13 protein-coding genes are annotated in these 14,188 nt (G+C 54.2%); 4 read left to right on the top strand and 9 right to left on the bottom strand.

Features of this window, described 5'->3' with window-relative positions; translation table 11 throughout:
- Positions 1–59 precede the first annotated feature (59 nt).
- Complete coding sequence (locus RB298_RS06355) at positions 60–824, bottom strand: SDR family oxidoreductase (protein WP_096775695.1); 765 nt, start codon at positions 822–824, stop codon at positions 60–62.
- Between the two features lie 190 nt (positions 825–1,014).
- Positions 1,015–1,845, bottom strand: a complete 831-nt coding sequence (locus RB298_RS06350) for a MerR family transcriptional regulator (RefSeq protein ID WP_486046392.1) — start codon at positions 1,843–1,845, stop codon at positions 1,015–1,017.
- A 229-nt stretch (positions 1,846–2,074) separates the two neighbouring features.
- On the opposite strand from RB298_RS06350, the gene RB298_RS06345 reads away from it, so the two are divergent.
- Entirely contained in the window at positions 2,075–2,530 is a 456-nt protein-coding gene (locus RB298_RS06345; RefSeq protein WP_486046390.1) for an SgcJ/EcaC family oxidoreductase, read from the top strand.
- A gap of 24 nt (positions 2,531–2,554) precedes the next feature.
- Complete coding sequence (locus RB298_RS06340; protein ID WP_486046388.1) at positions 2,555–3,361, top strand: phosphotransferase family protein; 807 nt, start codon at positions 2,555–2,557, stop codon at positions 3,359–3,361.
- 75 nt (positions 3,362–3,436) lie between these two features.
- Here the strand turns inward: RB298_RS06340 and RB298_RS06335 are convergent, their stop codons facing one another.
- Entirely contained in the window at positions 3,437–4,042 is a 606-nt protein-coding gene (locus RB298_RS06335) for a DJ-1/PfpI family protein (RefSeq protein ID WP_036659403.1), read from the bottom strand.
- A gap of 13 nt (positions 4,043–4,055) precedes the next feature.
- Positions 4,056–5,312 (bottom strand): MFS transporter, encoded by a 1,257-nt coding sequence (locus RB298_RS06330; protein WP_486046386.1) that lies wholly within the window; start codon positions 5,310–5,312, stop codon positions 4,056–4,058.
- A gap of 130 nt (positions 5,313–5,442) precedes the next feature.
- On the opposite strand from RB298_RS06330, the gene RB298_RS06325 reads away from it, so the two are divergent.
- Positions 5,443–6,798, top strand: coding sequence for an aminotransferase-like domain-containing protein (locus tag RB298_RS06325; protein ID WP_486046384.1), 1,356 nt, complete (start codon positions 5,443–5,445; stop codon positions 6,796–6,798).
- Between the two features lie 131 nt (positions 6,799–6,929).
- Here the strand turns inward: RB298_RS06325 and RB298_RS06320 are convergent, their stop codons facing one another.
- The 5 genes from RB298_RS06320 to RB298_RS06300 all read right to left on the bottom strand — a co-directional run bounded on the left by RB298_RS06320 (position 6,930) and on the right by RB298_RS06300 (position 12,589).
- Complete coding sequence (locus RB298_RS06320; protein WP_486046382.1) at positions 6,930–8,018, bottom strand: DUF418 domain-containing protein; 1,089 nt, start codon at positions 8,016–8,018, stop codon at positions 6,930–6,932.
- Positions 8,019–8,020: 2 nt separating this feature from the next.
- The gene (locus RB298_RS06315) at positions 8,021–9,952 is read right to left on the bottom strand and encodes an FtsX-like permease family protein (RefSeq protein WP_486046380.1); all 1,932 of its coding nucleotides are present in this window, start codon (positions 9,950–9,952) and stop codon (positions 8,021–8,023) included.
- Positions 9,927–10,697, bottom strand: a complete 771-nt coding sequence (locus RB298_RS06310; RefSeq protein WP_375121578.1) for an ABC transporter ATP-binding protein — start codon at positions 10,695–10,697, stop codon at positions 9,927–9,929. The genes RB298_RS06315 and RB298_RS06310 overlap by 26 nt, the downstream gene beginning before the upstream one ends.
- A gap of 186 nt (positions 10,698–10,883) precedes the next feature.
- On the bottom strand, positions 10,884–11,891 hold the full coding sequence (locus RB298_RS06305) for a sensor histidine kinase (protein ID WP_015737944.1): 1,008 nt from the start codon (positions 11,889–11,891) through the stop codon (positions 10,884–10,886).
- Entirely contained in the window at positions 11,888–12,589 is a 702-nt protein-coding gene (locus RB298_RS06300) for a response regulator transcription factor (protein WP_192570273.1), read from the bottom strand. Before RB298_RS06300 ends, RB298_RS06305 begins: the two co-directional genes overlap by 4 nt.
- Positions 12,590–12,754: 165 nt before the next feature.
- Between RB298_RS06300 and RB298_RS06295 the strand changes: the two genes are divergently transcribed.
- Positions 12,755–14,170, top strand: coding sequence for a hypothetical protein (locus RB298_RS06295; RefSeq protein WP_015737942.1), 1,416 nt, complete (start codon positions 12,755–12,757; stop codon positions 14,168–14,170).
- Positions 14,171–14,188: the final 18 nt, after the last annotated feature.

The raw sequence follows: 14,188 nt of genomic DNA, 5'->3' as shown, positions 1-14,188 counted from the left end.
ACAGCAAAAGAGCTATCCTTTCTGGCGTTAATGCCAAGCAAGGATAGCTCTTTTCATAGTTACAGATGAGAGCCGCCGGTTGCATCGACCATCTGTCCCGTGACCCAGCGCCCGTCACTTGATGACAGAAACGCTACGACGTCCGCAATATCCGACGGCTGACCGATTCGGCCAAGCGCTGACATCTCTGCGGCATGCTGCTGCCCTTCCGGAGTATGAAGCCATGCAGCATTCACGTCCGTATCCACGATGCCCGGAAGAACCGCATTCACCGTGATCCCGCGTGGACCCAGCAGCTTGGCGAGGTGCAAGGTGAACGTATTGATGGCTCCCTTGGTGATGTTGTAAGCCATAATATGCGGATAGGCGATACGCGTCACACCGGAGGAGATGTTGACGATGCGCCCGCCGTCACGCAGGAGCGGCAGAGCCTGTTGGACCAGGAAGAACGGTGCTTTTACATTAACGGCAAGCAGCTCGTCGAAGCTCTCCTCGGTCGTCTCTTCAAAGGTCTTTGAGGTTCCGATGCCTGCGTTATTCACCAGAATATCAAAATGCTGGTCCCCCGTTACACGCAGCAGCTCCTCCTTCAGCGAATGGATAAGCCCCTTGGCTCCATCTACCGATTCCAGCCCAGCACCTAAGGCGATAGCTCGCCCGCCTTGAACCTGTATGGTCTGCACAACCTCATCCGCAGCATCCCGGCGGTTTCCGTAATGAACAACGACCAGCGCCCCTTCTTCCGCCAACCGAAGCGCGATTCCTTTACCGATTCCTCGGCTTCCGCCTGTAACCAATGCAACTTTGTTTTCCAATCGTTTCATGAAACTCCACTCCTCTTGTTTGATTTAAAGCTACTGTACACTCTCCGGTTAGGGGGAGAGTCAAGAGGTTGATTTAGAACTTTTCGAGAGTTATTCATGAACAACAAAGACATGGCGATTACTGCTGCTGCAAGTACGGATGGAGGCTGGGCAGAGGCCCGCTCCGGCAGCCTATCACGATAAGGATGGGTTAAAACGCGTTACCTTGTAAGGGGATAAGCAATTCCGCGGGGCGCTTCTTGCCATAGATATCTTTATCCGAGGTGAGATAAATTTCGCGGATCGGCTCCCGATCCGATTGAACGAGGCCTTGGGACGAAATCCATGCTTTGAGCTCGGGTGCAACGGGACAGCTATAACCGTACGGATCACAACGATGTACAAGAGATGCGGCGGATTGAAGCATCGGCAGGTAGTCCACACGAACACGGCCATTAACAGGTATGTCCCTGGTTATGGGGATTGCGACTTCAATGTCGGCGATGTCGACATTCTCGCTGCCGTGATCATGCCAAAGGATGGTTAACTGGCTAGCTTCCTCTTCTCCATAAGAGGTCGCATATTTCGTAATCTCATCAAGCAAGAGACATAGCTGGCTGCGGGGGACTTGGTCGCGAATCGATGCGGCGAGCTGGGATGGGACTTCCCGAATACGGATGAAGCCTGCCGGATCACCGGCTTCCGATGGCTCCAAGCGCGACATTCTGCTGTTCACCTCATCCAGCTGCAGCTGGAGGGTCTGCATCGCATGTCGAAGCTCCGTCATTTTATCCGCAAGTTTGTTCTTTACGACATCGGTTCCTATATCCTCTTCAAAAAAATCCTTGAGCTGTTCCAAGGTAAACCCCTGTTCCTTGTAGGCAGCAATCCGCTTGACGGTCAGAAGCTGCTCCTCGGAATAGTAACGGTATCCGCTTTGCTCATCAACATGGGCCGGCCTTAACAGGCCCAGCTCATCATAATAACGCAATGTTTTGATGGAAATGCCGCTGACCTTGGCAAAAACGCTGATCTTCATCATACCGTTTGCTACCTCCTTTATGATTCGGTCTCTCGTGGATAACGATATCATATCCCGCTCTCCTGCCTACGTAAAGAACGCAACTCGCCGGAACTGAAGGAACCACTCGGTCCCAAGACCGAGTCTGTTTTCATCCCGGGGCGGGAATTCAGTTCGGCCGGATTATCGTACAATGTGTTCAAAGAGGATTCGTGATTCCCCCTTAATAGCAAGAAAGGAGATAAGGCTGATGAACGGAACGCACGAGGATCGTCAGGCGATCCTGAGATTATTCGATTCGCTGTCCAAGGCGTGGGGAGAAGGGAATGGCCGGGCTTATGCGGAATGCTTTACCGATGATGCGGATTACGTAACGTTTAGCGGACAGCACTTGAAGGGCCGCCAAGAGATTGATGAGGTTCATCGGAAGCTGTGGGACGGGGTGCTCCGCGACTCCAAACTGGTAGCGGGACCGACCCCGACGCAGCTGCGTTTCCTGACCCCGGAGCTTGCGATAGCCCAGGCTACGGGAGCGGTGCAGCTCAGATTCCATAAGAAGCCGCCCACCGGCCGCTTCTCCATTAATACCAACGTGCTGGTCAAAGTGAACGGAGAGTGGAAGATATCGGCGTTTCATAACTGCCGGATTCAGAAGCCAGGCTGGATTCAGCGGATGATGATGCGTTCGAATTCAAAATCCAGCTGACATAAAGATGTGGAGGATGAGCTTTTGAAGAAGGGTGCGCTGATTGGAAAAGGCAGGAGTGCAGAGGTCTATGAATGGGGAGAGTCTCAGGCACTAAAGCTGTATTATGAAGGGTATCGCCCGGAATGGGTGACGTATGAGGCGGAGATGGGCCGCATCGTTGCGGAAGCGGGGGTTCCCGCCCCTTCCGTCTTTGACATGGTGGATATTGAAGGACGTACGGGGCTGGTGTATGAACGGATTACGGGCCCTTCGATGCTGCGTCAGGTTCAATCGGCACCGTTTCAGCTAACGAAGTGCGCCCGGGATATGGCGCAGCTCCAACATGCGACGCACAGCTGCACGACCAGCCTGCTGCCGCCGCAAAAAGAAAAGCTGGAACACGCGATTCTTGATGCAAGCGGCATCCTGCAAGAAAAAGCGCAGGCCATATGCAAGGTGCTGGATTCATTTCCGGAAGGCGATTCCATCTGCCATGGCGACTTTCACCCGGACAATGTGATCGTCGCGGAGAACGGATGCCGGGCGATCGACTGGAACAATGCCCATGTGGGTAACCCGCTATGCGACGTCGCCAGGACATCGCTCATGTTCCAATCGCCGTTTAACCCGGTCGATCAGCCGGGCATCCTGGAGCTTCCGCTTCGGATGGCCCGCATGCTGTGGAATAGAGTATACCTGAACGAGTACTGCCGATTATCCCGTGCGAAGCTGGAGGATATCGACCGGTGGATGCTGCCCGTAGCGGCGGCCAGGCTGAGAGAGGATGTTCCCGGGGAAAGAGATTGGCTGCTCAGGCTGATTGATGACCGGCTCCGTGCTTATGCGTAATGAAATCGTGACTCCTGCGGGGGGGAGAGCGGCTTCCATAATATAGGGCAAGTTCCCCGGTCGCCGCATCCGGATTTACATGCCTGTCTTCGCATGATATACGGCGGATGAGGTTCCCGTCCGGTAATAGGGGTAGCTCATATCCGTCTGGACCCGTTCTGCCGTCGCTGCATCGGTTAGCCTTTCGAGCACATATAAGCCGAGATCAATGGACGATGACACTCCGCTGCCCGTAAAGAGACGGCCGTCCTGTACAATGCGTGCTTGAACAACTTCCTTGCAGTAGGGTGTCAACAGCTCGTAAGCCGAAGCGTTGGTGGTAGCCCGCTTGCCCTCCAGCAAGCCGGCCGCGCCCAGAAGCAGCGATCCGGTGCAGACGGATACGAGATGTTTGGCTTCCCGGGCGGTCTGCAGCCAAGTCAGCACATCGGGGTCGCACCTCAGCTCCCTCGTGGTAAAGCCGCCAGGCACGAAGACCAGATCGTATTCCGAAAGATCCGGTTTGACCCGGGATACGACATACGCCAATCCGCGATCATCGGTAATTTGCGTGCTCAGCGCGCAATAATCCCAGGATATATCCGCTTCGGGACGGATGCGGGCAAGCCGGGTCATGACTTCGGTGAAGCCGATCAGATCCAGAGCCGTCATGCCATGGAATAGAATGAAAGCCATTTTCATCAAAAACACCTGCCTATAGTGATTTTTTTAAGTTGGCGCCGCCCGGCTGACCTGGAACGGAACGCCTTCGATTCAGCGCACGATGAATCCGGTAATAGCCCATGGCCGACAGAGCGCTGAAAATCAGGTTGATCCCGATCAGCGCTTGGTAGCTGTTCGTAAGGTCATACAGGAATCCGCCGGAGAAGGAGCCGAGAACGGCGCCCGCCTGATGGAAAATAAGCAGCGTTCCGGCCTGCAATCCAACGGAGCGATGGCCCATGGCCTCGCCAGCTACCAGAATACCGCCCGGAATGGCTCCTAAATAGCTGGCTCCGAAGATGATCGAGAAGAGGATCGGAGAGGCGCTGAAGTGCAGATACAGCACCATAAAGGCCACGATTCGAAAAACGTACAGGAAGGACAAGGCCAAACTCCTCGACATCCGGTCCAGGAGGAAGGCAAACAGCAGTCCGCCTGTCAGCTCAAGCAAACCGAGAATACTCAGTGAGGACGTGAACATTACCGAACTGATCTGATGATGGCGATGGATGGCCATCAGGTGCATTTCAACCGTTCCCATGCTGAAGCCGCATGTGAACAAAGCGAAGACCACCAGAAGCACGGTGCGGCTGGTTACCATCTCCTTGGCGATCGGGAGGATCCGTGGCCTCCCAGCCGTTGGGGGCGATTCAGCAGCGGAGGGGTCGGCTTCGTGCTCTTCGCGCTTTCGTTCTTTCATGATAAGCAGGGTGAGCGGTATGGATACAAGCGTGATCCAGAAGGTGAACGTGAATGCCGTTGTCCAATCGAGCCAGTCCCGGTTGCTTACAAATAGAGGCGTCAGAATGGCCAGGCCGAGCGAGCTCGCGCTGGTCATGATCATGAGTGCCTTCGCTTTATGGCGGCTGAACCAGCTTGTGACCACGACATAACCTGTACTTGCAGCCATGCCGGAAAGGCCGGAGAGCAGCCCGAGCCCCAGGAAGAATCCCGCCGGATGACGAAACGTAAGCACGGTCAGCATGGACATCACGCCAAACAGGGCGTTCAGGAGCATCATTTTTTTGGGACCGTATCGATCGGTCAACCATCCGCCGAGCGGAGAACAGATGGCGGCAACGGCAATGTTAACGGACCAGGTGAAGCTGATAAAGGTGAGGTCGACGCTTAAATCCCTTGCCATTTCGTGCTGGTAATAAGACATGACAAACCGGCTGATGGCCGCCGCAAACCCTAGCATCCATAGAAATATGAGAATGACCCATGCATAACCCCGGTCTCTTTTCATCGCAACCCCGTCAGCCCCTCTCCCAAGTCTTTACTTCCGCTATGTCATGCAATAAGCTAATTTTAATCATGGAATCGGAAATGAACAGGACAATTTAGAGCAACTGTATCAATACAGGGGGATAAGCGGGATGGACACGAAGCACGAACAAATTGTTGCCCATATGATCCGTGAAGTGGAGAGGGGGCATATCCGATCAGGTCATAAGCTGCCATCGGTCAGAGCCTTGGCCAAAATGTTCTCCTGCAGTCCCAATACGGTCGTTCGTGCGTATCAGACCTTGGAGCGCGATGATGTCATCTACCCGGTCCCCAAGAGCGGTTACTATCTCGTGGAGGGGAGGGGCTCAGCCTCTGCGCGGACGGAAAGCGGGCCGATTGATTTCGCCTCAACGACGCCCCGGGGCGATTTTTTGCCGTTTCAGGAGATGGAGCACTGCCTGCGCAAGGCGATTTCCTTATACAAGGAGGAGCTGTTCGGTTACACCGATCCACAGGGGATCTTTTCGTTAAGGAATGAACTGAGCAGGTATTTTCACGCGCAGCAAATGTTCGCTAAACCTGATCAAATCGCTGTGGTGACCGGGGCTCAGCAGGCCTTCTCGATCCTGACGCGCATGCCTTTCCCGGATGAGGAGGGACGGGCGGTCCTGGTGGAGCAGCCGACGTATTTCGGTTTCTTGGCGGCGGCGCGCGTTGCAGGCTGTCCGGTGATCGGCATCCATCGGGATGAGCATGGTATCGACCTGGAGGTACTGGAGTCTTATTTTCGCAGCGGACAGATTAAGCTGTTCTACACGGTGCCGCGATTCCTCAACCCGTTAGGCACCTCGTATTCGCTGGAGCAGAAGAGGCGTATCGCGGATCTCGCCCGGCAGTATGATGTCTATATCGTGGAGGACGATTATCTGGCGGACCTGGAGGAGGATTCGAAGGCGGACCCGTTGTACGCACTGGATCAGTCGGACCATGTCATCTATGTCAAAAGCTTCTCGAAGACGATCCTGCCAGGCATTCGGATGGGCGCCGTCCTTCTTCCGGATCGGCTGTTGGATCCATTTATTAGGCATAAAAACGCCGCAGACATATCGTCGCCGATCCTCTCCCAAGGCGCGCTTGAACTTTATATCAAGAGCGGCATGTACAACCGCCATGCAGCCCGCATCCGGGAGCATTACCGGGAGAAGATGCGCTATGCCATCGAGGTATGTGCCCGTGTCTTCGGCAGCGGCATTCACTATACGTGCCCCTCCTCCGGCGTGTTCATCACCATCCGGCTGCCCCAGTATGTAAAGGCATCCGCACTTCAGGATCGCTTGCTGCTGAGAGGTATCTCGATTACGAACGTGGATCAGCATCTGCTGCCTGAGAATCAGGGCAACGACCGGATTCGGTTATGTATCATCGGGGTGGAGAAACCCCGAATCGAGGCGGGTATGATTGTGATCGAGGAGGAAATACGGCGTTTAGAGCGGCGGATGAGGTAGAAGGAATGACGGATCAAGCTGGGCAGCAACTTGGGGAGAACACTTGGAAAACCTGCAGCACGGCTGCTTCCGGAATTAAGGATTATCATCGATTCCGTCATCGGGCAAAGACAAACCAAAAAACAGGAGACCTATAGGTCTCCTGTTTGTTTGCGAATCGGCACGAGGGTCCAATAGGTACCGCATCGCCACAACCATTCCAAAGGTCCGTATTGGAACCAACGCATCCACAGTTGGCTGGCTATGATCTGGAATATCACAATACCCAGGGAAACGAGCGAGGACACGACATAAGTCGTCGGTGTGGTGTTCAGCATGAAGCGCTGAATGCCTACCAGAAAGACGGTTTGCCCAATGTAGTTGGTAAGCGCCATACGCCCGTATGCCTGTAACGGATACAGCATCTTCGCACCTACGCGGGTACGTCCAAGCATTAAGAGAGAGCTTAGATAAAATACGGATACGAGAGGGCCTGTCGCCACCCCGATATGTGCCAGAGTGAAGGCGGCTTCCATGGTTGGCGACGGCGACTCGCCTGCTACCTCGAACAGAAACGATGGCATCGGCTCGGAAGGCGCTACCCACCACATGACGCCGATGGCCACAATCGTTCCTAACAGAGACGGTATCCAAATCATGCGCAACGAGCGTAATCTTAGTCCCTTGTTGATCGCATCGAGTAATCGATATTGGCCAGCAGCTAGACCTAATACGATCAGGAAAGGGATGGTGAGGAGTTTGACGCCCATAACGGCCGCCAGAACAAACCCCGCCGATCCGATGAGAAGGTTAACCCTTCGCGGAGCCCAGTAGAGAGGAACCGCAAGCAGGCCAACAACCGCGTAATAGAATAATGCTTCCCCCGATTGATACTGCTGATGGATGAAGCCGATCAGCACCAGAATCGCTAACCGGCGAATATACAGCCGAAGTCTTGGCTTTCCGCCCGTTGTAGCGCTTCGTGATAGAAACATGTAGAATCCAAGTCCGAACAGAAACGTGAAGATGGTATAAAATCGGGCTTCCACAAAAAAGTTAAGTCCTCGCTGAAGCCAATAATCAGCTGCCGTTTCGGGTGTGGCGATGAGCCAGAGTCCCAACACGTTGACAAACGGCAGTCCAAGGAGGGCAAATCCCCTGAATTGGTCCAAAGAGTACAAGCGTGTCTTTTCAAGGGAAGGGCCATACCGAGTCGCGGCGTCGTGTTGTCCTGCATGCATGATCACACCATCATCCTGTTCACGGATTTAATATAACGGGCTCTGGCGATCAGGAAATATATCATTTGGGCGACTAAGAATGCCGATGAGGCTGCCATTACAGGTCCGTTTACATTCGGGACATCCAGGTAGCCTAGAATCGGGTCGAGCACGACCAAGGACTGCAGGGCTGCAACCAGGATGGGAATAAAGAACAGCACGGCAATCTGAATGGTTGCGGAGATGTTCATCTCTCGCGCGCTGAGTCCGATCTTGGACAGGGAACGGTACATCGCCTGATCGGCCGAAAGCTCCGTATGCAGTTTGAAATACAGGAAGCTTGCGGTTGAGATCGAGAAGATCAGGGCGACAAACACCCCGATAAAGCTGAATAACGAAAATCCCTGTTTATTGACGTAATAGCTCTCCGCCCTGGATTCTATATAGCCTTCGCTGACTGCACTTCCGTTCCACTCCGACAGCTCAAGACCGAGCTTGGTTTCGGGATCATCCTTCCCGGGGAGTCCTTGGGAATCGGGAAGAATAAACGGATACGTATGATTCACACTGATTTCATTTGCTTTGTTCCCGCCCCTCAACTCTTCAAACATGGTGTCCGTAACGACCAGCAATCTGCCGCTATATACCAAAGCCGCAATCCGGTCTGTGCGGTTCTCCAGGATGAAAGAGTAGGGTTGACCGGATAATTCGATATCTGCTTCCGTTAGCTTCCCTTTACTCTTCCTCGCTGCATTCGGGGTTTCCGTCAATAAGGCTTCATTCTCGCCGAGTGTCCCGGCCGGCTTGGTATTCATCATAGCAGCCAAACGGTCGTATTGGGATTGCGGCATGATGTGTAAGGAATCCTCCCCATTCGCTGACAAGCGATAGTAGATGGTTTCGACCTCCGCCCGTTTATACTCCAGCCCTTCTGTCTGCAGGCGATTGTCAATCAGGGCCAATTCTTCCTGCGCCTTAATCTCGTCGGTATTGTTATAGTAGGTGTAGCTGAGCGCGTACGGGTTATCCAAATATACCGATTTGATCGATTGCTGCATGGCCAGTACGAAACCGGTGCTCATGGAAGCCAGCGCTACCACAACCGTGACCAGAAACAGCATGCGGGCATTATCCTTAATCTTGTAACTCATTTCGGAAATCCACAGCAGGTTTGTTCCTTTCCAGGTGGTCCTGCGACTTCGCTGCAGCATGCGGACAATCCACACGGACAGCTGGGAGTAGAAGAAATACGTGCCCATAATTCCGGTTGCCGCAGCGATTATCAATCCCGCAGGGTCTAACGCTTTGACACGAAGGACGGAAAAGCCGATGGTAAGCAGCACCACGCCTAAGAGGGCCAGGAACAGATTGGCTTTCGGTTCGGTTTTCGGTTTGCTGGTGCCTTTGAGAAGCTCCAGAACTTGATTCTTCCGGATAAATAACAAGGTAAAGAGCGAAATGACGAGAAACAGTGCAGCGAACGCACCTGCGGTCAGCAGCATCGCTTTGACTGGCCAATAGAACGGCAGCTCGTCCATATCGATCACCTTGGTGCTGATGAGCAGGAACACCTTGGATAACAGCATTCCGCTGGCGATGCCCGTTACGATGGCAATGGCGCCAATCAGAATGTTCTCCAGGAAAATCAGCCAATTGATCTGTTTGGCTTCCGCTCCCAGAATCGTCAGAATGCCGAATTCCCGATTTCTCGACTTCAGGAATACGCTGATCGAATACAGCACGAACAAGAAGGCAAACACATAGACGATCACCGTGGCAATTGTCATTCCCGTACGCGTCATCGCGCCCATGGGCGAATTCTCGATGGCCGGATGGTAGATGAATACCGCGTACGTAAAGAAAATCATGACCATGAATGAGCTGCTCAGCAGGTAAGCGAAGTATTGGCGAGCATTCCGCCGGACGTTATTAAACGCGAATTGAGGAAAGCTCACTTGTATTCCCTCCCCAGAACGATAGCGTATCGATGATTTTTTGGAAAAAGGCCTGCCGGTTCTCTCCGCGGTGAATCTCGGCGGCAAGCTTACCGTCTTTAATAAAAACGATGCGGTTGCAATAGCTTGCGGCCAGGGGATCATGCGTAACCAGCATTAACGTGGTATGATCCCGCTCATTGATCTCGGCGAGCGACTCCATCACGATCCGAGAGGAATTGGAATCGAGCGCTCCCGTAGGCTCATCCGCAAGCAGCAACAGGGGCGAGCCGATGATCGCCCGGGCAATCGCGGTGCGCTGCCTTTGGCCCCCCGAAATTTCGTACACGCGTTTATTCAGAATTTCCCGGATACCAAGCCGCGAAGCGGTTTGCTGCAGCAGCGATTCCATGTCCTTGAGCGGACGGCGGTCCAGCGTAAGCGGGAGCACGATATTCTCGGCAACCGTTAGCGTGTCGAGCAGATTGAAATCCTGGAACACGAAGCCGAGCTGCCTCCGGCGGAAGTGGGCAAGCTCGCTTTTTTTCATTTGGTAAGGATTGCTGCCCCCGATCCTGACCTCGCCCGAGCTTGGACGGTCGATGGTGGATACCATGTTCAGCAGGGTGGTTTTGCCGCTGCCGGATGGCCCCATGATGCCGACGAATTCTCCTTCTTTGATGGTGAGATGAATATCGGTAAGAGCTTGTGTCGCCACTTTGCCCGCATATACTTTGTTTAAAGCCTTTACTTCAAGAATATCCATAAATCCATAGGCTCCTTTCTATAACCTCAGTGTAGCCTAACTCTACCGCATTCCGACATGCTCCTGCTATGGATTTAGGTGAAACGGAGCTTACATCTGCCATAAGGTTATGTTCGCATATTCTGTTCGTATCCTGAGATGCCGGCATGAAGTTTAAGCTTAACCGCCCATGAAAATAAGGCACACCTATGAAAAAGATGTGCCTTGGATTGCTGCAGTGCGCAGCGTTAAAATAACGGTGGTTCCCTCACCGAGCGTGGATTCCAGTTCGACGGAATGGTCAAGCTTATGGGCGATTTCACGGACTAGATACAGGCCCATGCCGGTGGATTCATGATATTGCCGGCCGCGCTCGCCGGTGAAGTAGGGATGGAATACCCGGTTAATGTCCTCCGGTGCAATGCCGATCCCCTCATCGCGGATACGAAGTTTGATGTGTTTCCCTGCTTCTTCTGCAGTGAATTGAATCTTCTTGCCGGGGCTGCCGGAGTAGTTCACGGCGTTCGTCAGAATTTGACCCAGCATAAATCGAAACCATTTGGCATCCGTGTAGACGGAGATCCGATCATCGATGCGAAACACCGGGGTAATCCCTTTGCGAATGAATAGCTTTCGATTCTCCACGACGGATTCGCTGACCGCGGCACGGAGTCCGACGGCTTCTACCGCGAAGTCCTGCTCGAACCGGTCCAGGCGTGCAGTATACAGCACCATTTCGAGGCCTTTGCGTATTCGTTCAAGCTCTTCCCGTATATGTTCGGCGGGTGCTTCTTCGACTTCATCGAGCGTTAATTGAATCACCGACAGCGGGGTCTTCATCTGATGAACCCAGCGGTTGACGAAGGCCAGATGCTGGTCGGTTCCGCTTTGATGCCGATGCAGCTGTTCCCGGTATAAGCGTTCATAATGGCTGATCCGCTCGTGGATCGCTTCCGGCAGCGGCGCATCGCCCAGAGGAGGATTGGAGAACTCCTCCGAAAGTTCCTGGCTGGAAAGCTCTTGATACATCGTGCGATGAGAGAGATACCGGTACACCAGATAGACCAGCAGCACGACGCTGCTCAACAGTACCCCGTATAGTACGACAGTAAAGGGTCTGCCTTCACCGGTAAGCCAGTACAGCAGGGGGACAAGCAGCATTTGAACGGCAAAAAACAGCATGAGCGGGAGGTGCTCCCTCAAAAAAAGTTTCATAGGGTCTCCTTGCCTGCCATGAACCGGTAGCCTGCTCCCCGGACGGTTTCGATGAGATCCCCGGCTCCGAGTTCACGAAGCTTGCGGCGAACCCTCGTAATATAAACATTCAACGTATTGTCGTCAATGAAGTGCTGATCTTCCCACATGAGGTCCAAGAGCCGCTCGCGGCTGACCACGCGGCCGTCTTTTTCCATGAGCATCGTCAGCAGGGCAGCTTCCTTCTGGGTCAACTCGGCCGACCGGTCTCCATAGGTCACGAGGAGTCGCTCTGGATACAGGAGGAGACCGGCGCTTTCAACGGTAGGCTCCTCCTCCTGGCCGGAGGCATAGGCGCCGACCGCGCGGCGCAGGTGGCTGCGGACTTTGGCCAGGACAAGCTCCATGTCAAACGGCTTCGTAATATAATCATCGGCCCCGTTTTCGAGCGCCATGATCTGGTCCATGCCGCTGTCGCGTGCCGAGATGAAGATGATCGGGCAGTGGGATTGGGTGCGGATTTGACGGCACCAGTAGAATCCGTCGTATTTCGGCAGATTGACGTCCAGCAGAACCAGATCCGGCTTCGTCTCCGCAAAAATGTCCATCACGCGGTTGAAATCTTCGATAATCCGTACGTTGAAATCATATTTGGAGATCGCTGACCTTAGTTTATCCGCGATTCTTTCATCGTCTTCCACAATCAGAATGGTATACATGTCATCAACTCCTTTAACGCAAAGCAGGGGCTTGCATTCACTATACCACACCCTTCCCGGAGATCCGTAAGCGTATGATAAGTACGGGGCATGAACCCTTGCCCAGGCCCATGCATAAGATGTAGTCACACAAATCCTGCTGCCTGGGAAAGGGCGTGGCTTCATATGGGAATTCATCTAACCGCGATTCACTGGGTTTACCTGGCGTTTATCGTATTGATCATGACGCTGTTGATCCGGCGGCGCGATACGACGCTGGTTTGCATTACCGGAATATTCGCGCTCGGCATTCTGGCAACGGAGACGCTGAGCGGCTCGGTCTCCGGCGTATTTAATTCATTTATCTACGCGACCAAAGAGCTGATGGGCACGATCATGATTATTTCCATTATCGTGGCGATGAGCCGGGTCTTGATCAAGACGGGGATCAACGAGACGATGGTGGCCCCGCTAACCCGTTTTCTCCGTACTCCGGCTATGGCTTACTGGGGCATCGGCATCATCATGATGGTCACCTCCTTTTTCTTCTGGCCGTCACCGGCGGTAGCGTTAATCGGGGCGGTCCTGCTTCCCGTTGCCATCCGGGTCGGCTTGCCTGCCCTGGGAGCAGCCGTGGCGATGAATCTGTTCGGGCACGGCATCGCGCTATCGGGGGATTATATCATTCAAGGCGCGCCTAAATTGACTGCCGATGCAGCCGGATTGCCTGTAGCCAGCGTCATGGCCGCGAGTGTGCCGCTCGTGATCGTGATGGGGCTGGTGACGACCGTGGCGGCATTTTGGATGATGAAGAGAGATCAGCGCAATGGCAGCTGGAGGGATGGATTGGTCTCCATCAAAAGCACGGGAGACGCGCTGACCACGCGAACCGATGAGGATGATACCGTTGCAGCCGTTTCTCCCGGCATGAAAAAATGGCTGGCCATCGCGATCCTGCTCCTGTTCGCGGCAGACGTCGCGGCCATGTTCATCTTGAAGCTGCAAGGCGGAGATGCGACGGCCCTGGTAGGCGGAACAGCCGTCCTGATCCTCGGCGTCATTGCGCTGGTCGCTCATCGCAACCGCGGTTTGGAGAAGGTCACCTCGTATTTGATCGAGGGCTTCATGTTCGGATTTAAGGTGTTCGGTCCCGTCATTCCCATTGCGGCTTTCTTCTATCTGGGGGATGCTGCGTTCAGCGATCTGTTCGGCAAAGTGCTTCCGGAAGCATCCCATGGGATCGTGAACGACCTGGGGGTTGCCCTTGCGAATGCGGTACCGCTGAACGGCGCCGTGGGTTCGGTGACGTTGACGATCACCGGTGCCATTACGGGTCTGGACGGTTCGGGCTTCTCCGGCATATCGCTCGCCGGCTCGATCGCGCAGTTGTTTGCCACGGCCATCGGCTCAGGTGCGGCTACCTTGACCGCGCTCGGCCAGGTTGCCGCCATCTGGGTAGGCGGCGGGACGCTCATTCCATGGGCGCTGATTCCGGCCGCAGCCATCTGCGGGGTCAGCCCGTTCGAGCTGGCAAGACGGAATCTGAAGCCGGTGCTGCTAGGCCTTGCCGTGACGACGGTCGTTGCGATGTTTTTGGTGTAAACCAAGGCAAAAGAGCGC

Origin of the sequence: Priestia sp. BR_2, from assembly GCF_041954005.1 — a bacterium.
GTDB lineage: Bacteria > Bacillota > Bacilli > Paenibacillales > Paenibacillaceae > Paenibacillus_AQ > Paenibacillus_AQ lautus_A.
Note: the sequence above shows the minus strand (reverse complement) of the source record. Positions and strands in the feature narration are given on the sequence as shown.

Bases quoted from the DNA above. Each gene is read 5' to 3' on its own strand.
- RB298_RS06335 (WP_036659403.1), bottom strand. From the start codon at position 4,042: ATGAAAATGGCTTTCATTCTATTCCATGGCATGACGGCTCTGGATCTG.
- RB298_RS06300 (WP_192570273.1), bottom strand. From the start codon at position 12,589: ATGTATACCATTCTGATTGTGGAAGACGATGAAAGAATCGCGGATAAA.
- RB298_RS06320 (WP_486046382.1), bottom strand. From the start codon at position 8,018: ATGCATGCAGGACAACACGACGCCGCGACTCGGTATGGCCCTTCCCTT.
- RB298_RS06310 (WP_375121578.1), bottom strand. From the start codon at position 10,697: ATGGATATTCTTGAAGTAAAGGCTTTAAACAAAGTATATGCGGGCAAA.
- RB298_RS06355 (WP_096775695.1), bottom strand. From the start codon at position 824: ATGAAACGATTGGAAAACAAAGTTGCATTGGTTACAGGCGGAAGCCGA.
- RB298_RS06345 (WP_486046390.1), top strand. From the start codon at position 2,075: ATGAACGGAACGCACGAGGATCGTCAGGCGATCCTGAGATTATTCGAT.
- RB298_RS06330 (WP_486046386.1), bottom strand. From the start codon at position 5,312: ATGAAAAGAGACCGGGGTTATGCATGGGTCATTCTCATATTTCTATGG.
- RB298_RS06325 (WP_486046384.1), top strand. From the start codon at position 5,443: ATGGACACGAAGCACGAACAAATTGTTGCCCATATGATCCGTGAAGTG.
- RB298_RS06305 (WP_015737944.1), bottom strand. From the start codon at position 11,891: ATGAAACTTTTTTTGAGGGAGCACCTCCCGCTCATGCTGTTTTTTGCC.
- RB298_RS06350 (WP_486046392.1), bottom strand. From the start codon at position 1,845: ATGATGAAGATCAGCGTTTTTGCCAAGGTCAGCGGCATTTCCATCAAA.
- RB298_RS06295 (WP_015737942.1), top strand. From the start codon at position 12,755: ATGGGAATTCATCTAACCGCGATTCACTGGGTTTACCTGGCGTTTATC.